28 protein-coding genes and 1 pseudogene are annotated in these 26783 nt (G+C 44.3%); 16 read left to right on the forward strand and 13 right to left on the reverse strand.

Annotation, left to right across the window (positions count from 1 at the left end; all coding sequences use genetic code 11):
* Positions 1–2: 2 nt before the first annotated feature.
* Positions 3–2261: a bifunctional 23S rRNA (guanine(2069)-N(7))-methyltransferase RlmK/23S rRNA (guanine(2445)-N(2))-methyltransferase RlmL gene (rlmKL, locus tag HYN46_RS06260; RefSeq protein ID WP_114898575.1), complete on the reverse strand. Its 2259-nt coding sequence runs from the start codon at positions 2259–2261 to the stop codon at positions 3–5.
* A 162-nt stretch (positions 2262–2423) separates the two neighbouring features.
* Between rlmKL and HYN46_RS06265 the strand changes: the two genes are divergently transcribed.
* From HYN46_RS06265 to HYN46_RS06290, 6 genes are all read left to right on the forward strand, one after another.
* Positions 2424–2786 (forward strand): DUF962 domain-containing protein, encoded by a 363-nt coding sequence (locus HYN46_RS06265; RefSeq protein WP_114900650.1) that lies wholly within the window; start codon positions 2424–2426, stop codon positions 2784–2786.
* Positions 2776–3420 (forward strand): thiamine phosphate synthase, encoded by a 645-nt coding sequence (gene thiE / locus HYN46_RS06270; RefSeq protein ID WP_114900651.1) that lies wholly within the window; start codon positions 2776–2778, stop codon positions 3418–3420. Before HYN46_RS06265 ends, thiE begins: the two co-directional genes overlap by 11 nt.
* A 132-nt stretch (positions 3421–3552) precedes the next feature.
* Entirely contained in the window at positions 3553–5670 is a 2118-nt protein-coding gene (locus HYN46_RS06275; RefSeq protein WP_114898576.1) for an FUSC family protein, read from the forward strand.
* Positions 5667–5897 (forward strand): DUF1656 domain-containing protein, encoded by a 231-nt coding sequence (locus tag HYN46_RS06280; RefSeq protein WP_114898577.1) that lies wholly within the window; start codon positions 5667–5669, stop codon positions 5895–5897. Before HYN46_RS06275 ends, HYN46_RS06280 begins: the two co-directional genes overlap by 4 nt.
* A 6-nt stretch (positions 5898–5903) precedes the next feature.
* Positions 5904–6872: an efflux RND transporter periplasmic adaptor subunit gene (locus tag HYN46_RS06285; RefSeq protein ID WP_114898578.1), complete on the forward strand. Its 969-nt coding sequence runs from the start codon at positions 5904–5906 to the stop codon at positions 6870–6872.
* The gene (locus HYN46_RS06290; RefSeq protein WP_114898579.1) at positions 6872–8380 is read left to right on the forward strand and encodes an efflux transporter outer membrane subunit; all 1509 of its coding nucleotides are present in this window, start codon (positions 6872–6874) and stop codon (positions 8378–8380) included. The genes HYN46_RS06285 and HYN46_RS06290 overlap by 1 nt, the downstream gene beginning before the upstream one ends.
* Before the next feature lie 52 nt (positions 8381–8432).
* Here HYN46_RS06290 and HYN46_RS06295 read toward each other — a convergent pair whose 3' ends face one another.
* Both HYN46_RS06295 and HYN46_RS06300 read right to left on the reverse strand, forming a co-directional pair.
* Positions 8433–9014 carry a TMEM165/GDT1 family protein gene (locus HYN46_RS06295; protein ID WP_114898580.1) on the reverse strand — a complete coding sequence of 194 codons (582 nt, stop codon included), beginning with the start codon at positions 9012–9014 and terminating at the stop codon, positions 8433–8435.
* 131 nt (positions 9015–9145) lie between these two features.
* Positions 9146–10045: a LysR family transcriptional regulator gene (locus HYN46_RS06300; RefSeq protein ID WP_114898581.1), complete on the reverse strand. Its 900-nt coding sequence runs from the start codon at positions 10043–10045 to the stop codon at positions 9146–9148.
* 98 nt (positions 10046–10143) lie between these two features.
* Here HYN46_RS06300 and HYN46_RS06305 point away from each other — a divergent pair, with 98 nt between their 5' ends.
* Together HYN46_RS06305 and dkgB are read left to right on the forward strand one after the other, a co-directional pair.
* Positions 10144–11316, forward strand: coding sequence for an MFS transporter (locus HYN46_RS06305; RefSeq protein WP_114898582.1), 1173 nt, complete (start codon positions 10144–10146; stop codon positions 11314–11316).
* A gap of 105 nt (positions 11317–11421) precedes the next feature.
* Entirely contained in the window at positions 11422–12222 is an 801-nt protein-coding gene (gene dkgB / locus HYN46_RS06310) for a 2,5-didehydrogluconate reductase DkgB (RefSeq protein ID WP_114898583.1), read from the forward strand.
* Between the two features lie 12 nt (positions 12223–12234).
* On the opposite strand, the gene HYN46_RS06315 is transcribed toward dkgB, so the two are convergent.
* A complete protein-coding gene (locus HYN46_RS06315; protein ID WP_162818102.1) occupies positions 12235–12663 on the reverse strand; it encodes a hypothetical protein in 429 nt (142 codons plus the stop codon).
* Positions 12664–12925: 262 nt separating this feature from the next.
* Here HYN46_RS06315 and hemL point away from each other — a divergent pair, with 262 nt between their 5' ends.
* Complete coding sequence (hemL, locus tag HYN46_RS06320) at positions 12926–14257, forward strand: glutamate-1-semialdehyde 2,1-aminomutase (protein ID WP_114898585.1); 1332 nt, start codon at positions 12926–12928, stop codon at positions 14255–14257.
* Positions 14258–14303: 46 nt separating this feature from the next.
* Complete coding sequence (locus tag HYN46_RS06325; protein WP_114898586.1) at positions 14304–14642, forward strand: FKBP-type peptidyl-prolyl cis-trans isomerase; 339 nt, start codon at positions 14304–14306, stop codon at positions 14640–14642.
* 47 nt (positions 14643–14689) lie between these two features.
* On the opposite strand, the gene HYN46_RS06330 is transcribed toward HYN46_RS06325, so the two are convergent.
* Entirely contained in the window at positions 14690–15196 is a 507-nt protein-coding gene (locus HYN46_RS06330; protein ID WP_114898587.1) for a DUF1993 domain-containing protein, read from the reverse strand.
* Positions 15197–15427: 231 nt separating this feature from the next.
* Positions 15428–16633: pseudogene (locus HYN46_RS06335) on the reverse strand (multifunctional CCA addition/repair protein); the annotation flags it as partial.
* 278 nt (positions 16634–16911) lie between these two features.
* Here HYN46_RS06335 and trhA point away from each other — a divergent pair.
* Positions 16912–17610 carry a PAQR family membrane homeostasis protein TrhA gene (gene trhA, locus HYN46_RS06340; protein WP_114898589.1) on the forward strand — a complete coding sequence of 233 codons (699 nt, stop codon included), beginning with the start codon at positions 16912–16914 and terminating at the stop codon, positions 17608–17610.
* A 79-nt stretch (positions 17611–17689) separates the two neighbouring features.
* On the opposite strand, the gene HYN46_RS06345 is transcribed toward trhA, so the two are convergent.
* The gene (locus tag HYN46_RS06345) at positions 17690–18628 is read right to left on the reverse strand and encodes a DMT family transporter (protein WP_114900652.1); all 939 of its coding nucleotides are present in this window, start codon (positions 18626–18628) and stop codon (positions 17690–17692) included.
* Positions 18629–18833: 205 nt separating this feature from the next.
* On the opposite strand from HYN46_RS06345, the gene HYN46_RS06350 reads away from it, so the two are divergent.
* The 4 genes from HYN46_RS06350 (at position 18834) to HYN46_RS06365 (ending at position 22072) form a co-directional block, all read left to right on the forward strand.
* Positions 18834–19631, forward strand: coding sequence for an AraC family transcriptional regulator (locus HYN46_RS06350; protein WP_114898590.1), 798 nt, complete (start codon positions 18834–18836; stop codon positions 19629–19631).
* Between the two features lie 132 nt (positions 19632–19763).
* A complete protein-coding gene (gspE, locus tag HYN46_RS06355) occupies positions 19764–21251 on the forward strand; it encodes a type II secretion system ATPase GspE (protein WP_228254908.1) in 1488 nt (495 codons plus the stop codon).
* 3 nt (positions 21252–21254) lie between these two features.
* Positions 21255–21689 carry a GNAT family N-acetyltransferase gene (locus HYN46_RS06360; RefSeq protein ID WP_114898592.1) on the forward strand — a complete coding sequence of 145 codons (435 nt, stop codon included), beginning with the start codon at positions 21255–21257 and terminating at the stop codon, positions 21687–21689.
* Between the two features lie 17 nt (positions 21690–21706).
* Complete coding sequence (locus HYN46_RS06365) at positions 21707–22072, forward strand: nuclear transport factor 2 family protein (protein ID WP_114898593.1); 366 nt, start codon at positions 21707–21709, stop codon at positions 22070–22072.
* Positions 22073–22095: 23 nt separating this feature from the next.
* Here the strand turns inward: HYN46_RS06365 and HYN46_RS06370 are convergent, their stop codons facing one another.
* The 3 genes from HYN46_RS06370 to HYN46_RS06380 all read right to left on the reverse strand — a co-directional run bounded on the left by HYN46_RS06370 (position 22096) and on the right by HYN46_RS06380 (position 23875).
* Positions 22096–22449: a DUF1304 domain-containing protein gene (locus HYN46_RS06370; RefSeq protein WP_210009543.1), complete on the reverse strand. Its 354-nt coding sequence runs from the start codon at positions 22447–22449 to the stop codon at positions 22096–22098.
* 138 nt (positions 22450–22587) lie between these two features.
* Positions 22588–23334: a DUF3108 domain-containing protein gene (locus HYN46_RS06375; protein WP_114898595.1), complete on the reverse strand. Its 747-nt coding sequence runs from the start codon at positions 23332–23334 to the stop codon at positions 22588–22590.
* A gap of 169 nt (positions 23335–23503) precedes the next feature.
* Positions 23504–23875, reverse strand: a complete 372-nt coding sequence (locus HYN46_RS06380) for a winged helix-turn-helix domain-containing protein (RefSeq protein WP_114898596.1) — start codon at positions 23873–23875, stop codon at positions 23504–23506.
* 207 nt (positions 23876–24082) lie between these two features.
* On the opposite strand from HYN46_RS06380, the gene HYN46_RS06385 reads away from it, so the two are divergent.
* Positions 24083–24625 (forward strand): YaeQ family protein, encoded by a 543-nt coding sequence (locus HYN46_RS06385; protein WP_114898597.1) that lies wholly within the window; start codon positions 24083–24085, stop codon positions 24623–24625.
* A 21-nt stretch (positions 24626–24646) separates the two neighbouring features.
* Here HYN46_RS06385 and yfcF read toward each other — a convergent pair whose 3' ends face one another.
* The 3 genes from yfcF to HYN46_RS06400 all read right to left on the reverse strand — a co-directional run bounded on the left by yfcF (position 24647) and on the right by HYN46_RS06400 (position 26754).
* The gene (yfcF, locus tag HYN46_RS06390; protein WP_114898598.1) at positions 24647–25273 is read right to left on the reverse strand and encodes a glutathione transferase; all 627 of its coding nucleotides are present in this window, start codon (positions 25271–25273) and stop codon (positions 24647–24649) included.
* Positions 25274–25317: 44 nt separating this feature from the next.
* Positions 25318–26097, reverse strand: a complete 780-nt coding sequence (locus HYN46_RS06395; RefSeq protein ID WP_114898599.1) for a class II aldolase/adducin family protein — start codon at positions 26095–26097, stop codon at positions 25318–25320.
* A 354-nt stretch (positions 26098–26451) separates the two neighbouring features.
* Positions 26452–26754 carry a hypothetical protein gene (locus HYN46_RS06400; protein ID WP_114898600.1) on the reverse strand — a complete coding sequence of 101 codons (303 nt, stop codon included), beginning with the start codon at positions 26752–26754 and terminating at the stop codon, positions 26452–26454.
* Positions 26755–26783: the final 29 nt, after the last annotated feature.

Below are 26783 nucleotides of genomic sequence, written 5' to 3' on the forward strand. Positions count from 1 at the left end.
GATCACACCGGAAAGTGACGAATTTCCCATGCTTTATGGATCTTGGTGTTGCGCTTAAAGTCAAAACCAATGGTCGATTGAGTAATTTCTTTGATTTCAAACATTTCAGGTAACAACTCATCTAACTCAAAACGACGGAAGTTATTTGAGAAATAAAGTACACCGTCGCTGGTTAAGCGATTCATCGCACGCTTAATGAGTGACATATGGTCACGTTGAATATCAAACGTACCAAAGAATTTCTTGGAGTTAGAGAAGGTTGGTGGATCGATAAAAATCAGATCATACATTTCGCTGCCTTCTTTTAACCACTCAAAGACTTCAGCAGCAAAGAATTGATGTTGCTGGTCGGGGTGATCGACAGTCAATCCATTCAAGGCAAAGTTGTTTTTGCCCCAGTCTAGGTAAGTATTGGAAAGGTCCACACTCGTCGTACTGGCTGCTCCCCCGAGAGCCGCATGAACGCTGGCAGTACAGGTGTAAGAATAGAGATTGAGGAAATGTTTACCGCGTGCTTCTTGCGCAATTTTAAGGCGCATTGGGCGATGATCGAGAAACAGACCCGTATCTAGATAATCAGTGAAGTTCACGTAAAGACGCGCGCGGCCTTCCTGTACGATCAAGCGTTTACCGGTATCGCTTTTCTTCTCATATTGCTCATTGCCTTTTTGACGGGCTCGCGTTTTGATATAGACGTTTTCACGCGGTAAGTTTAAGACCTGACGAACTGCAGCTAATGCCAAATTGAAACGTGTCTTGGCTTTTTCTGGGTCAATAATCTTAGGCGGCGCGTACTCTTGTACGTGAACTTGATCGCCGTAGAGATCAACGGCAAGATTAAATTCTGGTAAGTCAGCATCGTAGATGCGTAAGTTACTAACGCCTTCGCGGACAGCCTGTTTTTTCAAATTAGCAATATTCTTGATTAGGCGATTAACAAAATCTTGGGCCGACGCGGATTCTTCTGGCAACTGAATATTGGGCGTTTGCCAGGCTTGCAGGAACGAGGGCTTTGTTGAAGTCGGTAAAATATCACCGATACGAATATAGATCGGTAATTTGCCGTTCATCAGACGTGTATTACTGATATTAGTCAGTTGCAAGACGTCGGCTTGTTCAATCTGTGAGGCAATAATGGCTGCAGTTTGGCTGGGTGCGAACTTTTGCAGGTTATAACCTAAACCTTGATACAGTGCACGATTACTGACTTTGTCACCTAGACGCTCACCGTATGGTGGGTTGGTGATAATAAGGGCGGTATCTGGGTGTTCAGCCGAGGCTGACTGTAAGTGGAAGTCAGGCCAATCCGCAAGTGTCCGTTCTTCCAGCTTAATAAATGGCAAACAGCGCTCGAGTCCTGCCGCAATTATGTTGGTTCGCGTCGCCTTAACGGCTTCCCAGTCGGCATCAAAAGCATAAACAATCAGTGGATATTCATCGGCATCGACAAGTTTGGAGAGTGCCGCTTCAAAGCGATCTTGTGCTTCGAGTTTAAGTTCTTTCCAGATTTGGCCATCATGCCCAGACCACCCTGTGAAACCAAAGCGACGATTTAAACCTGCGGCGCGATCTGTTGCCATCAGTAGGGCTTCGATCACAAAGGTACCTGAACCACACATCGGATCGATCAAGGTGTTGTATTTGTTGGTATGCCAATTCGCGAGACGAAGAATGGCTGCTGCTAAGTTTTCTTTGAGCGGCGCATCGGTCATTGCATGGCGATAGCCACGGCGATGTAGGCTGTCGCCTGAGAGATCGAGACTAAAGGTATGGTTACGTAAGCCAGCCAGCACGGTTAAAGTGATTTCGGCATTTTGAGTATCAATACTTGGACGACGACCATGACTGTCCATAAAGCTGTCTACAACCGCGTCTTTTACGCGTAGCGTTGCAAACTGACTGTTCATCTTGACGTCACGTTCAGTTTGTATGCGTACGACAAATGTACTTTGCGGGCTGAAGATCAAGGACCAATCGAAGTCGCGTGCTGCTTCAAAGAGTTCTTCGGCAACGTCACGGACATCTTGACGCTCAACCTCAACGGTAAAGAGTGGTAACAGTACACGTGAGGCAAGGCGGGACCATAGGCAGATGCGATAAGCCGTTTCTAAAGTGCCTTCAATAATGACACGACCCTGCTGGAATGGAGGCTGGTGATCCACAATCGTTGCGCCAAGTTCGACGACTTCTTCTGCGAGTAAGCGCTCTAGGCCGTCGGCGCAAGTGATATGGTAAATAGAGCGGCGTTTCGATGCAGTCATCGGGCTTTCCAAAAAAGATATGAAACAAAATAAATAGAGCAATCACAAAGCGTATAGTTTACCTGATTTTGAGATAATTCTTGGAGTAGAATGAGTGAATCGACTTATTCAAGCCGTATAAGTGAATCAAAATTGATGGATCAATTGCCAGAGGATGTCGAAATGAGTGATGTACAGAACGTTGCAAGCGGTAAACAAGTGATGCCAATCAAAGATTATGAGCAGTTTTACAAGTTCTATTTGACCGAGCACTCCAACTCAACCAGCCGAAAATTGCATTTTGCGGGTAGCACTTTTGGTCTGATTGGTCTTGGAATGGCAGTGAAGAAAGGTAAGCTACGTTATGCACTTATGGGAATTACCGCTGGGTATGCATGTGCATGGGTGGGTCATTTTATTTTCGAGCGGAATAAACCCGCTTCTTTTAAACAGCCGCTCTATAGCTTTATTTCGGATTTCCGTATGTACAGTGATGTGTTGCGTGGACGTATCAGTTTAAAAGGTCCAGAGTTTGATAAAAAATAATTCAAGGTCCAGTAACGCACTTCAAGGGCTCTATCTTATTACCAACGATGATCCCTTCGACGTGCTGTTTCCAAAGTTAGAAGAGGCTATGCACGCGGGTATTGCCTTATTACAATATCGCCGCAAGAAAATTTTACCAACTGATCAAGAAAACGAAGCATTAAATATATTATCATTATGTAAACAATATCACGTTCCATTGATTATTAATGATAATATCGCGCTCGCTGAGAAACTGTACTGCGGCGTACACTTGGGTCAGGGCGATGGTTCGTTAATTGATGCCAGAGTCCGCTTAGGTACAGATGCGATTATTGGGCGCACATGTCATGCATCATTAGCATTGGCTTCACAAGCCGTCGATGATGGGGCGAGTTACTTGGCATTTGGTGCAGTTTTCCCGTCATTGACCAAGCCTCATGCGAATCGAGTTGACCTAGAGACTTTAAGCACCGCAGCGGAACGTTTTCCATTACCCATATGTGCCATCGGTGGTTTGACTGCCGAGAATGTTGATGAGGTGCGGTCAGCAGGCGTAAATTTATTCGCAGTGGTAGGGGATGTCTTGAATCTGCCCGTTGGAAAAATTGCAGAGCGTGTTAATCAATGGCGAGACACACTCCAAAGTGTGTAAATGACGTTAGAATGAAATCATTCAGCAAAGTGATACACCCTATTTAAATCCTTGTCAGCTAATGCAATACTAAGCCACGTCTTGTGGTTTGGGCACTGAGGTTTTCAGAAGAATCAATCAGGTCATTTCCGTATGAGCGTTCTGAATACGCGTAGTTTTATCTTTGGTATAAACTGCTATCTTGCGGTGGTTATGGCGCTCTTTATTGCCTATAGCCTTAATCTCTCGAACCCCATGTGGGCAGTCATTACGGTATTTATTACCAGTCAGCCTTTTGCGGGCGCCATTTTATCTAAAGCATATTATCGTGTGTTGGGCACCTTGATCGGGGCTGCTGCTGCTTTAATTATTGTTCCAAGTTTTGTCGATACGCCGATTCTGTTGATGGTGGTGATGGCATGCTGGGTAGGGTTCTGCTTATATTTATCGTTACTTGATCGTACTCCCAAAGGCTATGTCATTATGCTAGCGGGGTATACCGCTGCATTGGTAGGTCTTCCGCAGATTATTGATCCTACAGGTTTGTTTGATAATGCGCTTGCACGAGCCGAAGAAATTACCATTGGGGTTGTATGTACAACATTGACTCACAGTTTAATTTTTCCGCGCACGGCTGAAGGAGCTGTTTTAGGTAAGCTCAACGCCACACTTGCAGATGTCAAAAAATGGATGATTGCCGCCCTTTCGGCAGAACCCGAGTCTGCTGCGAGAACTGCAAGACGGCGCATCGCAATTGATTTGACTGAGCTAACCATCATCGGAACTAATTTTCGTTTTGAGATCACCGCCTCTAGGCCCTACATCAATGCAATTCTGGCCCTTGAAGAGCGCCTCATTACTGTTCTGCCTTTGCTCAATGCGATAGAAGATCGACTTCAAGCCCTACGTCAAAGTGGTGAAATTCCGCCTAGAACAGAACATTTGGTTAATGAGGTGAAAACTTGGATCACAGGTCTAGATATTAAAAATATTGCAGCCAATAAAAACTTGATTGAAAGAGGCGGTCAGAGCACAGAGCAGCTTAAAATTGCTGCATTGATTGAAGAGTGTCACGCTATTGCGGTTATGCACGTGGTATCACCTACATGGCGTGATATTTTAGAGCTTAATTTGGTTACCCGAATTAAAGATCTCGTGGAGGCTTGGGCAGATTGTTTGGCACTCTATGCAGCGATTCTCCAGCCTTATGAAAAACCTAATCGAATCATTAAAGAAATCATTTCTATAGATAGAAAACGACCGCTGCATGTTGATCGTGGTCTTGCAATGTTCTCTGCAGCAACTGCTGGGATAGCGGTGCTCACCTGTGCCGGTTTTGCGATGGTGTTTCAGTGGACACAAGGTATTGCTGCTGTGGGGCTCGCTGCGGTGATGTGCTGTATTTTTGCGACCTTTGATAATCCAGTGATGATGCAACGAAAAATGTTTATGGCGACAATCACGACATTCCCAGTTGCAGCACTATACGTATTTGGCATTTTCCCGGCGATTGATAGTTTTCCCTTAATGGCCTTGTCGCTATTTCCCTTGATGGTGCCGATAGGGATGTTTATTAGTAATCCCCCGACATTTTTAGGTGGACTCAGTTTTGCAATTCTGGTTGTTTCGGGCATCGGTTTCTCGCCTACGCTTCACTTAGATTTTCCAAATTTTGTGATGGGAAATCTTATTGGGATGGCTGGGGTGCTGGTTGCAATTGTAGTCACACTTTTTATTCGTGTGATTCGTGTCGATGTCAGTATTCATCGTATTTTAAAAGCGGGTTGGGAAGAACTTGCTGAGCATGCGACTGGGAAGATACCTAAAGAGTATGTCACTTGGGCCAGTTTAATGCTTGATCGATTAGGGTTACTGATTCCTCGTCTTGCAATTGCCCAAAATTCAGAAAGCCTTAAGATTGATAATGCACTGAAGGATTTACCCATAGGTTTTAATATCCTTGAGCTGAGAATCGCGGCAAAGGGCATGCCTCAATCTATCCAGAATAAAGTCAATGTTTTGCTCAAGCAATTGGAAGGATATTTTCTGGGTATGGCAAAAAAAGGCTATGAACCACCTAAAGCTGAACTCGTTGCTGAGATAGATGCCATTATTACCGAGATATTGAATTGGCGGTCTTTGCCTTATACCAAGCCAAATACCTTTGATACCAAAGATCTACGCCTAAATGGGCTGATTGCAAGTACGGGGCTTCGGCGTAATTTATTTCCCCATGCAGCAGCGTATCAACCCGTGGAGTATTTAGCATGATTGCAGAAGTGAATATTTTCGGGGTCTTCATCAGTACGGCTTTGTTTACTGCGGGCATCGCAGGATTACTACATGTGCTTTTTAGGCGTTTGCTACAGCGGGTTGGTTTCTATCGTTTTGTTGCGCATCAAAATTTGTTAGATATTTCTTTGTTTGTCATTCTCTGGGGTGTAATCGCATTGACGATGTCAACATTCGCAGATTTTTTTCACTCGATTTTGGGCTAATCCTCCATGAATACAAAACTTGTCCAGATGACACGTTACGCAATTACCACCATCGTTGTCGTGATTGCATTGGTTATTCTGTATTTACTTTGGCAGCACTACAAAGTCCAGCCGTGGACACGTGATGGGCGTATTCGGGCCAATGTTGTGCAGATTGCACCAGATGTTTCTGGGCTAGTGACTAAAGTTTTGGTTCGAGATAACCAAGAGGTTAAAGCAGGCGATGTTCTTTTCGTGATTGATCATGAACGATATCGTTTAGCCGTAGATCAGGCCAAAGCATCCCTTGAAAGTGCTCGAACACAGCTTGATCAGGCTGAGCGAGAGGTCAAACGTAATGCATCATTGAAGGATTTGGTTTCAGCAGAGCAGAGTGAGCAAAGTATCTCTAAGAGAGATCAACTCAGAGCACTCATTGCCCAAGATTCAACAGCGCTAGAGAGTGCTGAACTCAATCTGTCTCGGACTGATATCAGGGCTTCTGTGAACGGTCGTGTTACCAATCTTGAACTTAGACCAGGGACTTATGCGACAGCTGGGAAGGCGGTTTTAGCACTTATTGATTTGCAGTCTATTTATGTCATTGGTTATTTTGAAGAAACAAAAATCGATCATATTCAGGTTGGTGATGAAGTTCATGTCCGTCTGATGGGTTGGAACAAAGTACTCAAAGGTCATGTCGACAGTATCGCTGGTGGTATTGAGGATCGAGAACTCGGTGCAAGCAGTAATTTACTGGCAAACGTGAATCCGACGTTTAACTGGGTTCGGCTTGCACAGCGCATTCCTGTGCGGATTTCGCTGGATGAGGTGCCAGAGAGTACACAGCTGATTTTGGGGCGTACGGCATCTGTTGAGGTGATCCCAAGAGATAAATCCACCGAGTCTAAGCCAGTACAAACAACTACGACACAGACGACCACAACTCAAGTCGTACCTGCATCTGAGGTTAAGCCTGTGCAAGGAGCTTCATAATGCGTCGCCTCCTGCTTTTTGTTGCTGTATCTGCTGTCCTTGCTTCTTGTACGACGGTTGGGCCAAATTACCAGCGCCCAGCTGATGCCGTGATTGCTCGTACCGATGCCAATAGTGCATTTCTGGGAAGTCAAAATGCTGCACTTGCTCAAACTGCACCACCGAGCGAATGGTGGAAGCTCTATAAAGATCCTACTTTGACAGCGCTGATTGAACAAACGATCAAAACCAATACTGATTTAAGAGTTGCCGCGGCGAATCTTGCCAGAGCTCAGACCAATTTAGAATATGCTGACTCTAGTCGTCATCCCGAAGTTTCGATGTCCGCTGGTGCGGAATACGCACGTTTTTCTGCAGAGGAAAAACTCGTTCCAACGGAAGGTAAGGCTCTACCGAATTCCTACGTATATTCTTCTGGTATATCGGTTGCGTATCAGTTGGATTTATTTGGACAGATTTCTCGCACGATCGAATCCGCTAAGGCTGATCTGGGCACAGCAGTTGCTGCACAAGACGCGACTAAAATTACAGTGATTGCTGAGACTGCTCGGGCTTACATGGATGCCTGTTCAACCGGCCACGAGATCGAAGTCGCTAACAAGGTTCTGGGCATTCAGGCGCGTAGTACAAAATTGACTCAGCGTCTATTTGATGCGGGACGCGGTACTTCTTTGGATACCACACGCTCATCGGGACAAGAAGATCAGATCCGGGCGAATATGCCTTTGCTCTATGCTCAAAAGCGGCTTGCACTTTACCGTCTTGCTGTGCTGACAGGTCATGTGCCCGCAGATTTCTCGCAAACGGTTGCGATGTGCAAGACAGAGCCAAAACTCAGTGTATTGTTACCTGTAGGTGATGGTATGACACTACTCAAGCGTCGCCCAGATGTCAGGAAGGCCGAATACGAGCTTCATTCTGCAACTGCGAAGATTGGCGTATTGACTGCAGACTTGTATCCTAAAGTTACCTTTGGTGCTTCCTTGGGTTCTGTAGGTTTAGCGAGTCATTTCTTACATGATGATACGGTGAGTTTCGGGATTGGCCCATTGATCAGTTGGCAGTTTCCTGAGCGTGATCGACTTGGTGCTCGTATTCGTGGTGCTGAAGCAGAGCAACAAGCCGTGTACGCAAAATTTGATGGCGTGGTACTTAATGCACTACGCGAAACGGAAAGTGCTTTGGAAACCTATGCGCGTGATCTGGACAGACAAGCGTATCTGAAAACCGCTTTGGATAAAGCCAGAAAGTCGGCAAAAGACTCTGAGACCTTATTTAAGTTAGGCCGTCAAAGTTATCTCCCTGTCTTAGATGCCAATAGAACCTTAGCAACTGCTGAACAGTCATTGGCCAGTGTAGAAGGGAAGATTTTATTGGATCAAGTCGCCGTATTTCTAGCATTGGGAGGAGGGTGGGAACCTGATACGCCAGCGCCAAAAGCAATCATTGTTCAGGATCCGCTGTCTAAATCGACTAAGTCAGTCGATGCGGATGTCACTAAAAAATAAAGCGCGGGTTAGCATTTAACCCACTCTTTGAATGCAGTCGGATAGTCGTTCTTTAATGGGTGACTGCGGTATAAAGTGCAATCGCTGCAAATGTTGCAAATACAACCGCAGCAATCCGTTGTAGTAGATGCAGTGGTACTTTGGCTTGGATGACTTTTCCTAATAGTATTGCTAGCGCAGCTACACCGACGAGCGCCAACCAAGAACCTAAACCTACCTCTAAAGGTGCGTGATACTTTGCGGTCAAGGCCACGGTTAATAGCTGTGAAGCATCTCCCCATTCCGCAGCAAATAGCACCGTGAATGAGACAACAGCCATTTTAAACGATGATGTCGTGTCTACTGATTTGACATCGTCATCCTCTTCAACAGATGCTGAACGCCATAAGACAACTGCTCCAATTGCAAACAAAGCTGCAACAATATACGCGACGACATAGGCTGGTAGTAATCGCAACAATGAACCTGCCATGACAGCCAGCGCACATTGCACGAGAAAGGCAAGACAGACACCGACAAATACCGGTAATTTTCGATAGCGTGTCGATAAAATGAGTGTCGCGATTAAAGTCTTATCTGGCAGCTCTACAAGTAGCATTGTGCTAAAGCTGGAAGCGAAGGCAACCCAGTTCATGCTGTAGTTCCTTCAAAAAGTTACATGTAATAGTCGTTTAGTTAAAGCGACAGGGAAGTCTATTCAATTTCTTAGCCAAGATTTTATGGTTCGCTCTTTGCGTTGTCAAACCATGACGGAAAATAGACAAGTCATTTTTCGGTATCTCGGCTCATGCGCTCAATCAGAAAATCAAGAAAGCACACAATGCGTGCGGACAATTGTGTATTGCGGTAATACACTGCATTGATAGGCTGACGGACCAAGATAGTTTCTGCTTTGAGTACTTGTACTAATTCACCGCGCCGCTGATCGGCTAAGGTCATAAAATCTGAAATACACACCAATCCCACACCAGCGAGTGCAAGCTGACGTACGGTTTCTCCACTCGATGCACGAATGCTCGGCGTAATTTGCCAGCTATCGCCATGCGTATGACGTATTGGCCACTGGTTAAGGTGCTCCGGTTGATTAAAACCAATCAGACAGTGATTGGAAAGTTCCTCGGCAGTTTTAGGGACTCCAAATTTTTCCAAATAATCGGGACTTGCCAGAATCGAACGCTGAGATACGGGCAAAGCGCGTGCATGCAGCGTTGAATCCCGAAGCGTACCGATACGAATGGCGATATCTGTATCCTGAGCAAGTAGATCAATCAAGATATCATCGGTATTCAGTTCCAGTTCAATTTCTGGATAAAGCTCACGAAATTCAGCAACCAAAGGTACGATCACATGCAACATAAAGGGTGTCGCCGCATTTACCCTGAGACGCCCAGCTGGCTTTTGGCGTCGAATCGCAATTTGGTCTTCTGCTTCATCTACCGAAGCGAGGATGCTCCGAGCATGATTCAAGAAGGCAATGCCTTCTTCAGTAAGCACTAAACGCCGAGTCGTACGATTAAGCAGGGTGGTCTCAAGTTTTTCCTCTAAGCGGCTCAAAGCACGGCTAATCCCAGACACCGTTTGTCCTAGAGACTCGGCAGCAGCAGTGATAGAACCCGTGTCTACAACGGTACGAAATGCCAGTAACTCTTCAAGAGTAGTTTTCATTATTGACTAAAATGCAAATATGTTATGCAGATTATAGTATTTTTTGAAAAATATAATCCATAGATAATGCGTCATCACATCAAAAGGAGCATTTAAAAATGCCCATTGCCTTATTAGCGTTAACTGCAGGTGCCTTTGGTATTGGTACTACAGAATTTGTCATCATGGGCTTGCTCCTGCAAGTTTCTGCTGATCTCCATGTTTCAATTGCTGCTGCAGGTCTCTTGATTTCTGCTTATGCCCTTGGTGTTGCGATCGGTGCACCGATCTTGACGATTTTGTCGAGAAAAATGCCTCGGAAAACTGTGCTTTTGGCACTGATGGTCATTTTTATTTTAGGTAATGCCGCCTGTGCGATTGCGCCGGACTTTTATAGTTTAATGGCGGCTCGCGTATTGACGTCATTGACGCATGGCACTTTCTTTGGCGTAGCATCAGTGGTTGCGACTACTTTGGTTCCCGCTGATCGCAAAGCCTCGGCTATTGCCATCATGTTCACAGGTCTGACTGCTGCGACCCTGTTAGGGGTGCCCGCTGGTGCATGGCTCGGTTTGCACTATGGCTGGCGTGCAACGTTTTGGGCTGTAGCATTGATTGGTGTGATTGCGACATTGATCATTGCGATCTTTGTTCCTAAAGATGGTGAGCGTGAGGAACTGGGTTCTTTACGCGATGAGTTGACTGTTTTACATCGCCCGCAAGTTTGGCTAGGCCTCTTAATGACAGTATTCGGATTTGGTGGAGTATTTGCGCTCTATACCTATATCCAACCGATTCTTACCAAGATCACAGGTTTCTCGGATGCCGCTGTATCGCCTATCTTGCTCGTATTTGGTGGTGGCATGATTATTGGAAATCTGATTGGTGGCAAACTAGCAGATCGTCGTTTGATGCCTACATTACTGGGTTCACTTGTATTCTTGGCTGTTGTTTTGGGCTTTATGACTTTCGCAATTCACGATCAGATCGCTGCAGTTCTATTTGTGGGATTGCTGGGTATTGCAGCTTTTGCAACCGTGGCACCCCTTCAGATGCGCGTGCTTGAGAAAGCTCATGGTGAAGGTCAAAACTTAGCTTCTAGTCTAAATATCGCCGCATTTAACTTAGGTAATGCGATGGGTGCATGGGTTGGCGGTCTGGTCATCACCCATCAATTAGGACTCAATGCGGTGCCTTGGGTTGCAGCACTCCTTACAGTCTTCGGCTTTATCGTTGCCGTATGGAGTCTGTTGCTCGATAAACGACCTGTAAAGACACAAATCACCGTTTAATTTATCTCTATAGAACCGTCTTAGTTCTTCAAATTAATACAGAGGCTAAGACGATCTATTCAAATTTGATATCCGTTTCAACATTTACCGTAAAAGGAAAACATGATGAATATGCCCGTAATTGGTTTAGGAACTTTTCGTTTAAAAGACCAAGTGGTGATTGACTCGGTCACCAATGGTCTAGATGTTGGATATCGTCATATCGACACTGCTCAGATTTATGGCAATGAAGCAGAAGTCGGTCAGGCGATTGCAACAAGTGGTATTTCACGTAACGACCTGTATATCACCACCAAAATTTGGACTGAGAATCTGAGCCGTGACAAACTCATTCCAAGCCTAAAAGAAAGTTTAAATAAACTTAAAGTTGATCAGCTTGATTTGACGCTGATTCATTGGCCGTCGCCGAATGATGCACTTCCCGTTGCAGAATACGTTGCTGCATTGGCACAAGCCAAGGCACAAGGGCTGACTAAAGAAATTGGCGTTTCAAACTTTACCATTAGCCAGATGCAACAAGCGATCAATACAGTTGGTGCCAGTGAGATTGCGACAAATCAGATTGAACTGCATCCCTTCCTGCAAAACCAAAAAGTTGTTGAGTTTGCGCGGCAGCATGGCATCCATATCACCGCATATATGCCACTGGCTTATGGCAAAGTGATGGAAGATGCGGTACTGAAGCAGATTGCCGCAACTCATGGCACGACACCTGCGCAAGTGTCTTTGGCGTGGTTACTTCAGCAAGGCTTTGCAGTGATTCCCTCATCGACGAAGCGTGAGAATTTGATCAGTAACTTAAAGGCTGATCAGATCAAACTGAGTGATGGGGAAATGCAGGCGATTACGAAGCTGGATCGTGCAGAGCGTTTGGTGAGTCCTGATTTTGGACCGAAGTGGGATTGAGGGTTTCGTATTTTAAGCTCCGGACCGGCTTTGCTCGTCTAGTAGCTTATTTATATAGTAGTGGTTTTTTAATCGCCAATAACTACAGAAACTGAGAAGTAAGAAAACAAACCATAATCCAATTAAGTGAAACCAAGTGTATCGCCATGTGTTTGCATATGGCACAGATGCATAGGATACCGAAGGGTTATTTTCGATATAAGTAACTTGGGCCGACTGGCCTAAGGTCACTTCACCTGTTTTCACTCCGCAGCCTTCAATCGTATTTTGAAAGGTCTGACTTGCTGCAGTATAGGCGACAACTGCTTGGGAGTCGCAAGGGTATTTTCCAGTAATAGGATGAAGCTCAGTAATGTATCCTAATGTATTTCTGCCATATTTTTTAAGAGCTTCTTTCTCCTCAATATCTTTTAATGCTTTGGGTGTTTCAATAGCTGCCACAATGAGACTCGTGGAAGCACTTAGAATCAATATCCAAGGAGCGATTCTTCTTTCTTTGTTTAGCATATGATCTATTTATCATCTATAAGTTTGATGTATTGCAAATATATTAGAGGTCGATCCAGATATAAGCATCATATCTATAAGATACTTATAGTAAATCTATCCTATTGTTCAAATCTAGTGAATTATTCACATCAACAATCTTTCACACGTTAAACTATCGCATTAATTTTCAAACCTCAATTTAAGTCCAATCGCTATGACCAACTCAACCGATACCACCAGTAATCAATCGCTCTTCAATGCTGCCAGTGTGCATATCCCAGGCGGGGTGAATTCCCCTGTTCGCGCTTTTAAGGGCGTCGGTGGCACGCCTGTATTTGTACAAAAGGCGAGTGGTGCGTATTTGTTTGATGCTCAAGGCAAACGCTATATTGATTATGTTGGCTCATGGGGGCCGATGATTTTGGGGCATGCACATCCGGATATTGTACAAGCAGTGATTGCAGCAGCTGCAGATGGCTTAAGTTTTGGCGCACCGACGCCCAGTGAAACCACGGTTGCTGATCTGATCTGCGAAATCATGCCATCTATGGATATGGTGCGTATGACCAGTTCAGGTACAGAAGCGTGTATGAGCGCGATCCGCCTTGCACGTGGCTATACCGGTCGCGATAAGATCATCAAGTTTGAAGGTTGTTATCATGGCCATGCAGATTCATTACTGGTCAAAGCTGGCTCGGGCATGCTGACACTGGGTGTGCCGACTTCACTGGGTGTGCCTAAAGACTTAGCTCAGCACACGCTGACACTGCCGTTTAATGATATTGAAGCTGTTAAAGCCTGTTTTAAAGAATATGGTGATCAGATTGCCTGTGTGATCGTTGAGCCCGTAGCAGGCAATATGAATTTGGTACTACCGATAAAAGGCTTTCTACAAACTTTACGTGATGAATGTACCCAAGCCGGTTCAGTATTGATTTTTGATGAAGTGATGACTGGCTTCCGTGTGGCGCTCGGTGGTGCTCAAGCACATTACGGTATTACGCCTGATCTAACGACGTTGGGTAAAATCATTGGTGCAGGTCTACCAGTCGGTGCCTTTGGTGGTAAACGTGAAATCATGAATTGTATTGCGCCATTAGGCGGTGTATATCAAGCTGGGACACTATCGGGTAATCCGCTGGCGATGCGTGCAGGTATTGCGATGCTTAAATTGATCCGTGCTGAAGGATTCTATGATCAATTAGCAATGAAACTCTCTTTCCTCCTGAATGGTCTTAAAGCGATAGCGGATGATGTGGGTATTCCGTTGCAAGTCCAGCAGGCTGGTGGCATGTTTGGGATTTACTTTACGGATTCCAGAGATTTATCCAGCTATGAAGCCATGACCCAATGTGATGTCGCAGCATTTCGCGAATTTTTCCACGGTATGTTAAAACGAGGAGTCTATCTCGCGCCTTCGGCGTTTGAAGCAGGATTTATTTCAAGTAGTCATAGTCAGGCTGATTTGGAAGAAACTTTGGTGGCGGCGCAAGAAACGCTGATTGAAATGAAAGCGGGTGTGAAGCAGTTTGTTGAAGATGCTTAATTGGATTCAATATAAAATCAAGAAGATGGGATAAGGAATTATTGTCATGAGTCATGAACTTCAAATCATTGATTTGCTCGTAGGAGAGGGAAAGGCTTGTGTCAAAGGAGCGCTGATTACGACTCAATATACGGGTCAATTAGAAGATGGCACGGTGTTTGATTCGTCCTATGATCGTGGTCAGCCTTTCCAATGTGTGATTGGTACTAAGCGCGTGATTCAGGGCTGGGATCAGGGATTGATGGGTATGAAAGTCGGTGGTAAGCGTAAACTGTTTGTGCCTGCCCATTTGGGTTATGGTGAGCGCCAAATTAATAAAATACCACTCAACTCCAATCTGATCTTTGAAATTGAACTGCTTGAAGTATTGACGAGAGATGATTGAAATATGGATAAGGTGCGCTGGAGATGCCAGCGCACCTTCTTTTTTAATTAATATGCACCCATAAAATCACGTTTGCCGATCTCAACGCCGTTGTTTCGCAATATTGCATAGGTGGTTGTCACATGGAAAAAAAACTGCGGTAAACCATAGTTTAGAAGATACGTTTCACCATTCAGTTTCTTTTCTTTGGGTGTACCTGGACGCAGGACAATTTCCAAAGACTCTTTACCATCAATTTGATTTGCTGTAATGCCGTCAAGAATTCTCAGGGTATTATCAATGCGTGTTTGCAGTTCAGCAAAAGTCTGCTCAATATCTTCATATGCGGGTACTTCGATACTGGCTAAGCGTGAAGGAACACTCTTTGCAAAGTCAGCAGCGATTTGAACCTGACGCACCAGAGGGAACATATCTGGATACAAGCGCGATTGCAGGAGTACTTTAGGATCAATCTTTTTGTCTGTCGCATATGTTTCTGCGATGGTGAGGACATTTTTTAAAGCGGTCAGTAGTTGTTTAAAAACAGGTACAGAAGCAGTATAAAGCGTTGTCATAAAACATCCTTAAATATGAAATCATCAATCACAAGTGATTTTCACGAAAAAAGCTCGCTATAAAATAGCGAGCTTAGCGTTATTTACATCTATCGAATCATTACAGCCCATGTAGCTAGGATAGCATCAATGGGCAAATTGAACACCTGCATTCGGCATCACTTCGTCTACAAACTCATCAGCGTGTTCAGGGGTAGGGAGTTGTGACAGTTCGGTTTGTTTAACCACAGGGAGCGCAGTGATTGCAGCAATCCGTGCGGAAACTAAGGCCTCTCCAATGCTTAACCCTTTCAGGTTTTCAGGTAAATCCGCAGCCCGGATTTTTCGCACGGCGACGACTGCAGCCCGCAGATAATCCGCCTGCGGATAATCTCGAGTTTCTAAACCTAAACGACCTCGAGCATCGCATAAACAGGATTGGATGTATTCTTCAACACGTTCAGGTTTACGCAGTACATCAATGCGCTGTAATAACCGCCATACAGTACCAGGCCTTAAATCAAGTACGCGGTGACACATCAAATGTTCACGGCAAACAATCTCCGCAAGATCGCGGTAACTGCTTGGCACTTTAAGACGACTACAAACTTCACGGACGGGCGCAAGTCCCCGTTCTTCATGCTGTACGTGACGTGGCCATTCTTCTGAGGGCGTGAGTGCTTTGCCCAAGTCATGCAAAAGAGTCGCAAAACGGACTTGGGTGGAGTAACCATACTCACAGGCACGTTGCAGAGCCATCATCGTATGAACACCCGTATCTATTTCTGGATGATGCTGCGGTCGTTGCGGAACACCATACAAGGCATCGACTTCTGGAAGTAATACCGCAAGAGCGCCGCATTTACGAAGGATTTCAAAATAAACATCTGCGCGATCTTCACCGAGCGCACGCTCTGTTTCTTTCCAGACCCGCTCGGGAGTTAATGCGGATAGTTCACCGCTATCTGCAAGCTTACGCATCAGCGCAATGGTCTCATCTGCAACGGTAAAGCCCAGTCCAGCGTAACGTGCAGCAAAGCGCGCAACACGAAGGACTCGAAGAGGGTCTTCTGCAAATGCTTCAGAGACATGGCGCAATACGCGTGCCTCAAGATCAGCTTGACCATTAAAGGGATCAAACACAGTGCCGTCTTCAGACTGTGCCATGGCATTGATGGTTAAGTCTCGACGGATTAAATCTTCTTCTAGGGTAAGATCAGGTGAGGTATAAAAGGTGAAACCACCATAGCCTTGACCAGATTTACGTTCGGTACGCGCGAGCGCATACTCTTCATGTGTCTTGGGGTGTAAAAACACGGGAAAGTCAGAACCTACAGGTTTAAAACCAAGCTCGACCATTTGCTCAGGAGTACTGCCGACCACCACATAATCGCGTTCTGTTACAGGGCGACCCAACATTGCATCCCGTACCGCACCTCCAACCAAATAAATGTTCATGGGAAATAGCCTCTTTATGCCATGAGCATGGTGCAGAATTAACTTATTAACAAGTAAAAAAAGGTATCATTTGGTTATTAATTTAACGCTTAGATGTTAGGCTTTAAATTTGAATACAAATTGCTTGTCGAGCTTGGCTAGACAAGTTTGCTTAAATTAGTGCAAGATTTATAGCCCGCTAAAATAGCCAATTATTTTATTCATCAATAAGATACTGTTGAGGCATCGTTCTATTGGCGGTATCTACGGCTTATGTTATTCGTTATTGAAGGAAGATTATGCAAACTGAACCAAGTAGTCCTGAAATCAGTAGCATCAGTGAGCAAGAGAAGCCTTTTGAGCCTCATTATCCGTATGAGGAGGTGGCAAACTCAGTGAGCCACGGTCTCGGTATGTTAGCTGCGATTGTTGCAAGCGTATTTATGTTAATGAAAGCAACAGCACCGACTGCTCACTTATCTGATGGACAAGTGGCTGGGGTTGCTGTGTATGGCGCGAGTATGATTTTGTTATTTTTATCTTCGACGCTTTATCACAGCGCAGTTGATCCAGCGAGAAAGGCGATGTTTAATCGCTTAGATCACTGCGCAATCTATTTGTTGATTGCGGGCAGTTACACCCCGTTTTTAATGATTACATTAAAAACGACATTGGCTGATGTACTGCTGATCATCATCTGGGCACTTGCTGTGGCCGGGATTGCGTTTAAGATTTTCTTTATTGATAAGTTCCCTAGAACATCTCTTGCAACTTATTTGATGATGGGCTGGCTCTCAATCATTGCGATTTATCAGCTATATCAAGTTGCACAAATGCCATTGGTTTATTTATTGATAGCCGGTGGGGTGAGTTATAGCGTCGGAACGATTTTTTATGCCATTAACAAGATTCCCTATAATCATGCGATCTGGCATATCTTTGTACTCGTTGGCGCGGCTTTGCATTGTTTTGCGATCTGGCAGTTCGTGATTCCTTAAGGTGAGATGTTTAGTGTAAAAAAGCCATCATGCTCTGCAGCGCATGATGGTTTTTTTATACATGAATTTGGATCAATGATTAGCTGACTTTTAAAGAGCTTCTATGAAGAATTTGCTTAATCTTGGTGACATTGACTTGAGTAAGCATCACGCCGAGTAAGGTTAACAGCCCTCCAATCAAATGGTACCAATGCAATTGTTCATTTAAGAACACCGCTGCAATTAATGCAGTGAATACAGGGATCAGGTTCATGAAAATGCTGGTACGGCTTGGCCCTAGGTGATGAATGGCGCGAGCCCATAAGAATGGTGCGAGCAAAGATGCAAAGATGCCTGCATAAAGTACCAACGAAATATTATGGATATTCAATGCCGAGCCACCGCCCATAAATAATACGACTGGAAGCTGCACCAGAACAGCGACACAAATTTGGATGTAGAGAATTGACCAGAGGTCTATAGGTAGCCGCCAAAGTCTGAGCAATACGCTATATATTGCAAACAGTAAACAGCCAATCACCATCAAGCCATCGCCCAGATGCACACCCTGACGGATCAAGCTAGACGGATCACCATGACCGAGCAACATACCCAATCCATATAGGGATAGCGCACCACCTATGATAATAAACAGTGTAGGTCGTTCACGGAGTACGACCATCCCTACGATCATTGTAAAGAGCGGCAGAAAAGCATTAATAATGCCCATGTTCGTTGCGGTTGTCGTTTGTGCCGCAATATAGGCCATGCCTTGATACAAGACCATACCCAGTAAACCCAGCACTGCAAGCTTGCCAAGATGAGGACGGATGATATGACGTGTGCGCCATACTTTGAGCAACATGATCGGAGTCAAAATTAATGCAGCCACAAACCAACGATAAAAACTGATCGCCATTGGTTCGATGACATCAGCAGCCATGCGCGTCACGATGATATTAATCGACCAAATGGCGACGGTAATAATCGGGAGTGCTATGTATTTTAGCGGCACTGATGGGGTTGCTGAAGCTGACATAATGATCTGCTCTGAAGCTTGTGGTGGGGATTGCATAATCATAGATTTTGTCTTTATTTAATGATATAGTTTTTTTCAGACATTTGGTTGTCGCATTCAGACATCGTTTAGACCGCATGGAAAAAATATCAATTTAGTAAGCAATTACAAGGTTTGTGGCATGCTTTTAGTTGTGCTAATGCCAATCCATTAATCGAGTAGATTTATGCAAATAGATGACCTACAAGCGAGACTTTCTCCGGAATTACCATACCCTATTGCATGTCACGTGAGGCACTATGAGGCAGGCATTGCGATTTCTGAGCATCAGTCACCATGGGGGGAGTTATCCTTTGCTCTGAATGGTGTAATGGAATACATGATCGAAGGGCAGCCCTATTTGTCCCCTCCACAATATGGTTTATGGATTCCCCCCGATATCCCACATAAGTGGACCAATCGTAGCGAAGTTCACTATGTGACGCTTTATCTTGCCAAGGATATTTGTGCAAATATCTCATCAAAGCCATGTACGGCAACACTCAGTGCTTTATTCCGTGCGATCGTGAATGATTTTTCGATGCGAGATGTGATCTATCCAGAAACTCAAGAAGATTTGAGACTAGCTCAAGTCCTTATCGACCAGCTACGACTGGCGCCCACTTATTCAAGCTATTTACCATGGACAGGAGATGTCGCACTGGCATCTTTACTCAGTCAGCTCCAACAAAATCCAGGTGATAAACATAGTGCATCCTATTGGGCTGAAAAATTTGGCATGACTGAGCGTACTCTACTGCGGCATTGTCAAAAGCTACTTGGAGTTTCCTTCAATGAGTGGCGACAACGTTTGAAGTTGGTCAGTGCAATGTCTTTGCTGGATGAAGGTTGGTCGGTGCAACATATCTCGGCTGAACTGGGGTATAGCACTCCTTCAGCATTTATCAGCATGTTTCAACGGCTAACAGGGATGTCACCTGAACGAATGCGTAAAACAGGTTATATGGAAATTCGCCAGCCTTAAATTTCAAAGATATTGTTATATTCAGTTGTGTTGAGTTAAAGCTTTGCCAAAAGGATAACAAAGCTATTTCACATCAAAGCTTACTTCCAGTACACTCGCTGATATGATGCTTCAATCACAATGGACGATGTAGTGCAATTACCTTATCAGCAACCGAACCAACTTCCTTATAGTTTCGCGAAACGTCACGGCGTTTTACTTAAATTTGACGGTCAGCATACGACGATTGTATTACGTCAAAACGCGCCATTGCCAGCGTTGAATGAAGCGCGGCGTATGGTTGGTGCACCATCAACCTATCAGACCGTTACCGATGATGAATTTACCCGTTTATTGGCGGGCTCCTATTCTCGCGATAGTGGACAGTCACAAGAAGTCGCTGCTGGTCTTGAAGATCACCCTGATTTATTGAGCCTTGCGGATCAGGTTCCTGAGGCTGAAGACTTGATGGATCAAGAAGATGATGCTCCGATCATCCGCCTGATTAATGCTTTGCTTTCCGAAGCCATCCGACTAAATGCTTCGGATATTCATATTGAATCATTTGAGAAAAAGCTGTCTGTGCGTTTGCGCGTAGATGGGCAATTGCGTGAGATTGTTCAACCACGCCGTGAACTTGCTCCTTTACTCGTTTCTCGTATTAAAGTCATGGCCCGTCTCGACATCGCTGAGAAGCGCATCCCGCAAGATGGTCGCATTTCTTTGCGTTTGGCTGGGCGTGAGGTGGATGTTCGTGTTTCAACGTTGCCATCCAGTCATGGTGAGCGTGTCGTAATGCGTCTGCTAGATAAGCAGGCAGGTCGCTTAAATATGTCTCACTTGGGGCTGATGGATGATGACTACGAGCGACTGACTCAACTGATTCATAGACCTCACGGCATCATTTTGGTCACAGGCCCAACGGGTTCGGGGAAAACTACAACGCTTTATGCGGCACTGTCTGATTTGAATGACCATACCCGTAATATTTTGACAGCCGAAGATCCTATCGAATATCAACTGGAAGGGATAGGCCAGACTCAGGTGAATACCAAAGTCGATATGACCTTCGCCCGTAGTTTACGTGCGATGCTACGTCAAGATCCAGACGTGGTGATGGTTGGTGAGATTCGAGATTTAGAAACAGCTGAAATTGCAGTTCAAGCATCGCTGACAGGACATTTGGTCTTGTCCACACTACACACCAATACGGCGATTGGCGCAGTAACCCGTCTTAAAGATATGGGGATAGAGCCTTTCCTACTCTCTAGCTCATTGATTGGTGTAGTTGCTCAGCGTCTCGTGCGTACCTTATGCCCACATTGTCATTCATGGCGTGAAGCAGATGATTATGAAGAGGCCTTATTTAAGCTTGTGAAGCATGAGCATCCACTTAAACTTCCAATTGCAGTCGGTTGTGAAAAGTGCAACGAATCAGGTTTCTCTGGTCGTACCGCGATTTATGAGGTGGTGCCTGTGGATGATGCCATGCGCCGCTTGATCCATAGTGAAGTGGCCGAACATGAGCTCGAAGAGCTGGCTCGAACGATTGCACCCTCAATTCGTCAAGACGGTTTACAAAAAGTACTTTTAGGTAAAACGACGATTGAGGAAGTATTGAGAGCGACTCGTGCTGAGTAAATAATGTCAAATGTGATTATTCGTAAAGCTCAATTGGGTGACGCTGAAATATTGGCGGAGTTATCTCGCCAACTGGGTTACCCCTCTACAGTTGCTGAAGTCTTAGAACGACTTGAAGCGATTCTCAGCCAACTTGATCATCATGTCTTAATTGCTGAGATTCATGGTCAGGTTGTGGGCTGGGTCCATATTTTTACTGCATATCGTGTTGAGTCCTCGCCATTTGCTGAAATCGGCGGTTTGGTTGTTGATCAAAATTTCCGCGGTAAAGGCATCGGGCTTGAGCTCGTCATACAATCAAAGCAATGGGCTAGTGATCAAGGTTTAGGACAAATCCGAGTGCGCTCCAATGTGATGCGAGAAGCAGCGCATCGTTTCTATCAGCGTATTGGATTCGAACAATCAAAGACGTCTATCGTCTTTTCTATGCAGATTTAACGACAGAGAATCGGGTGATGACGATATCTTCAGCAGAAGCGGTAGTGCAACAACAACTCGACGCGTATAACGCCAAGAATGTAACAGAGTGGCTTGCAACTTATGCACCGACCGCTGAGCAGTTTACGTTGCATGGAGAACGTTTTGCATTTGGACATGAGGAAATGCGAGCCCGAATCCTCGTTCGCTTTTCTGAGCCAGATCTTTATGCGGAGTTACTTCATCGTATCGTTATGGGAAATATTGTCATCGACTATGAACGCATTACTCGTAATTTTCCTGATGGGAGGGGGACGCTTGAAATGATGTGTATTTATGAGGTGACTAATGGGCTCATTCAAAAAGCTTCTTTTGCGATTGGTGCTCAGAAGCTTTTGAGTTGAATGTGTGAACCGAGTACACGCCTTTAATGGGAGAGAAATACCGAGATCAGCGCTAAAATAGCGGGTACGCCTTGGATGAAGAATATTTTTCGACTGACAGTGAGCGCGCCAAATGATCCGGCGACAATCACACAAGCTAAAAAGAATAATTTAATGGAAAAACCAGCATCACCAAGACAGATTCCCCAACTTAAACCCGCCGCAAGAAATCCATTGTATAAGCCTTGATTGGCAGCAAGCGCTTTTGATGCCGTAGCAAACTCTGGGGTCAAGCCAAATGCTTTCCGACCTAATGGTTTATCCCAAAAGAACATTTCCAATACCAAAAAGTAGAAGTGTAAAGCGGCAACAAGTGCAACCAGTATGCTGGCTAAAATGATCATGCTTGCTCCTTGCAATCAATATTTTTATGGGAACCAAAGTAGATTCCCATAGGGTCTTTGACCAGCATAATCAAATCAGTACGCAAGTACAATCAACATTTTTGAAGATGGCGTTCAGAGATTTCTTGGCAGTTACTTCCCAGCAGTTGTTTTACTTGTCGCCTGATAGCTCGTTAAATTCAACTCGTAGGACAAATTACCGTCATCTTGATGGACACGTACGGGGAGGTAATCGAGTTTCGGCGCTAACCAAAAATAGGTTTTACGTTTTTCATTGTCCTGCACTAAACGTAACTTCACTGCGTCATATTCACCCGCCGGTGTCTCAACTTTTTCTTCACCTTCATTCACAAATTGAATTTCTGTAATCCCTTTTTCACTCGCAAGGAGATATGACGGGCGAAGTTGTTTATGCTTTATATCTTCTCTGACCTGTAACTCAAGATTAAGCATATCTAAAGCCCCGACTTGGGCAGGGTAGGAGGTATCGCCATTTTTGGTAGAAGAGGCCGTGACTACTTTATTCGGCCAATCGATTTTGAAACTACTGTTTTTAATATTATTTAGGAATTTAAAGTTATAGGCATGATCAAGAGTTTGAATTTTGGATGATTCATAACGAAAATGACTGACTTCACTTGCTGTTGCCATGGACACAACGCTCGCTTTAAAGGTGTAGTTCCAAATTCCATCTTGTTGGCTCAACGTGCGCGAAGCATTACCGTTTAGGAGACCTGCAATATTAAAGTTATAGTTTGCCTGATAGGGTTCAAATGCTTGAGCCGATTGGCTGATGATTGCAAAACTGATTGGAATGGCGAAGACAAAGCTCATTTGGGTAAATAAGCCGAATCGCTTGTGAAGCGTACGATTGTGCATAATGAGTTTAAGTTCCAGTAAATATTAGATTTAGCATTTATGATAAAGAAATATATGGAGATTCACCGTTAATAAACGTTGCGTTTATAAGGTAATGTTTTTACAGCAGTACAGTTGCAGTAGTGTAGATTGCTTTGAGCTTTGATTTATGTAGGAGTCATAGGAAAGATTATTCCTGCTGTAGAAGATTTTTTTGCAGTTCCTCTACATACTGCGCTGCTGTGTGCTCAAGTGCGGATGTAAGAGCGCGGTAATTTTTGAGCATCTCTAAACCGAGCGGGCTTAATTGTGCTCCTCCGCCCTGTTTTCCACCTGCAGTTGATATAACCAAAGGCTCTTTGAAACAACGATTCATCGTATCAACCAGTAGCCATGCGCGTCGGTAGCTCATATTCATATACTTGGCTGCAGCCGAGATGGAGCCTTTTTCAGCTATGGCTGCCAATAAATCTACCTTCCCAGGTCCAATAGCAATTTCCTCTCCATAAAACAATCTTGCACGGATGTGCAAATGAGCTTCTTTAGTCGGCTGTTGTGACATGCTGGCTTCCATACAAGGTGTGAAGCAAAAGTTTGTGAGTTTATTCTAAAAGCAAATCGTATTCTCAGATGAAAGCAAGACCCCTTTATTTCGTATGTGATGGATCATTTATAGTTTTTAAGAAATAAAAAATATTCATGATTTCAAGACATAAATCTACTATGCTTGCGCATCATTTTCATTGTAATCGGTTAGGCGGATTTTTTCATGGCACTTAAGGCAACAATTTATAAAGCCGATTTGCAAATTGCAGATATGAATCGTCATTACTATGAAACGCATAGCCAAACGATTGCACGTCATCCTTCCGAAACGGAGGAGCGGGTTATGGCACGTGTACTGATGTTTGGTCTTTATGCCAGTGAGTCGCTGAGTTTTACAAAAGGTTTATTTGAAGTAGATGAACCGGACATCTGGGATAAAGATTTGACGGATGCGATCCAACTGTGGGTTGACGTCGGTCAACCTGATGAAACGCGTATTAAAAAGGCATCTAATCGTTCTAAGAAAGTCGTTGTTCTCAGCTACAACAGTAGTACCGATGTTTGGTGGAAAGCGCTAGAGAGTAAAATAGCACGTCTAGATAATGTCACTGTTTTACAGCTTTTACCCGAAACCAGCGAGGCATTGACTGCATTGGTCACACGATCAATGCGCTTTAGCTTCACGATTCAAGATGATGAAATTTTAGTATCGTCTGATGATGGCTCAGTGGATGTGAAATTGGTGGTGTTAAAAGCGGGGAGTTAATCTAGTGCTAAGCCGCAGAGATTATAGTAATGGCCGTTTTTGATTCAACCAGAGCTGGACTGAGGGTCTCTGCCATTGGTATTTTGCATATGCAACGAGACGCTCAGGGACATCATCTCCTGCTAGAATTAGACGATTGAGCATTAGCGCAAGATCAACATCGGCGATACACCAGTCTTCAAATAAGTATTCTGACGGGATCGTAATCAATTGATTGGCAGTGCGGAACAGTTTTTGGGCTGCTAACTGTGCCTGTTCAGAAAGGGGTTGTGTTTTTGCCTGATAGAAGATGACTTCTGTAGAACGCTCTTGTCGGATAGGCATCAGATCACTGCGTAACCAAGCTTGAATTTGCCGAGCACGTGCGCGTTTTTGAAGTTGTTTTGGATAAATGGCATTAGTAGGATATTTTTCTTCTAAATATTCAGCAATAGCTGAGGATTCCGATAAAGAGAAGTCACCATCAACAAGTGTTGGAACGCGACCTGTAATGGATGTTTCAGCATACGCTTCGGTATGATTTTCATCTATCCCCAGATCGATAGCAATCATGCTAAATGTTAGTCTTTTTTCCGTCAGTGCAACAAACGCAGACATGGCATAAGGACTAGCATATTGAGTGTCGACGTATAGATTTAGTTCAGACATTAAGAGATCCTAAGAGTGTAGAGAAAGATACATATCTCATGTACTTAATCTTTATATGAGGGGTCTGCACGATCCAATCTTCTGAGTAAACCAGGCCAGTTCAGTGCACCGATACCTAATCCAGTTGTTGCTTTACTCACAGAATTTTTGACACCCGCAACGATTCTTGGATCGACTTCAACCAGTTCACTATTCCCAGATTGTGCACGGATTTGAATGGCGCAGACCGTTTCAAACAAATACATTTTGACAAAAGCATCAGCAATCGAGTCTCCCACAGTGAGTAGTCCGTGATTGCGCAGCATCAGAAACATTTTGTTATTGAGATTATTTACTAGCCGTGGTTTTTCATCATCGCTGAGCACGATGCCTTCGTAGTCATGATAACCAAGTGACGATAAAACAAAAGTGGACTGCTGAGAGATGGGTAATATCCCATGTTTTTGTGCTGATACTGCAACGCCGTTCAAACTATGAATGTGTAATACGCAATTTACATCTTCTCGCGCAGCGTGAATTGCACTATGGATTACAAATCCTGCTGGTGAAATCGGATAATTTGTCTCCATGACGATATTACCATTTAAATCAACTTTGACGAGGCTCGAAGCGGTAATTTCATCGAAAAGCATGCCATACGGATTAATCAGAAAGTGATGCTCTGGCCCAGGCACTCGTGCAGAAATATGTGTAAAAGCAAGATCATCCCAGCCAAATAAGGCAACTAGACGATAAGCAGCAGCCAAATCAATTCGGGTTTGCCATTCAGCCTCACTAACCTGTGGTTGTACTGTCGAAAGAGGACCTCGAGTGATTGCTGTCATGGACATTTCCTTTTGCCATAATATTTAATTGAAGAGAGTATGAAACTTGTACAGAACACAGTCATATTCATCAATGTATTTTTGGTGAATATCATACTAATCGCGGGCAATTTGAGAAATAACTTTATGGCAAAATATTGATGCAGGGGTGTTTATAGAAAATGCGTCAATTTCTGAAGAGGGTCGAGACTAATTCTAAAAAGGATTAGTCTTGAGGTATGTTGTTCAATAAATTGGCGATCGGTAAAATAAGTACCCAAGATGGGTGGCGAGAATACTTTTGTGATGCACATGTAATTTAAAAAATATGCGGACATGAAGAGAGATTGCTGGGTAGTGAAACAATCCCGACCATTAATTTGAACCTTTTGCAGCCATAGTTCTACCCATCTGATCATCGATCATGTCCCTAGCTTGTTGCTCAGTTTGACGACGTTCCTCTTCAGTCATCACACGGCAAGGCTTATGCTTTGAGAAATTGCTACCGATAGTCGGCTCTTCTATCGTACAAGTTTTAGTAGTACTTGATGCCTGTGTCGCTGAAGAACTGGGCCCAGCAGCACAAGCACTTAAAAATACACTTACTGAGCCTATGATCAATAGATTTAGAAAGCCATGTGAGAATGTACTATTTTGATGAGCGAATAAACTTTTCATGTTTCAAATCCCAGTTTTGATTCTTTGAG

It is taken from the genome of Aquirhabdus parva, from assembly GCF_003351745.1.
GTDB lineage: Bacteria > Pseudomonadota > Gammaproteobacteria > Pseudomonadales > Moraxellaceae > Aquirhabdus > Aquirhabdus parva.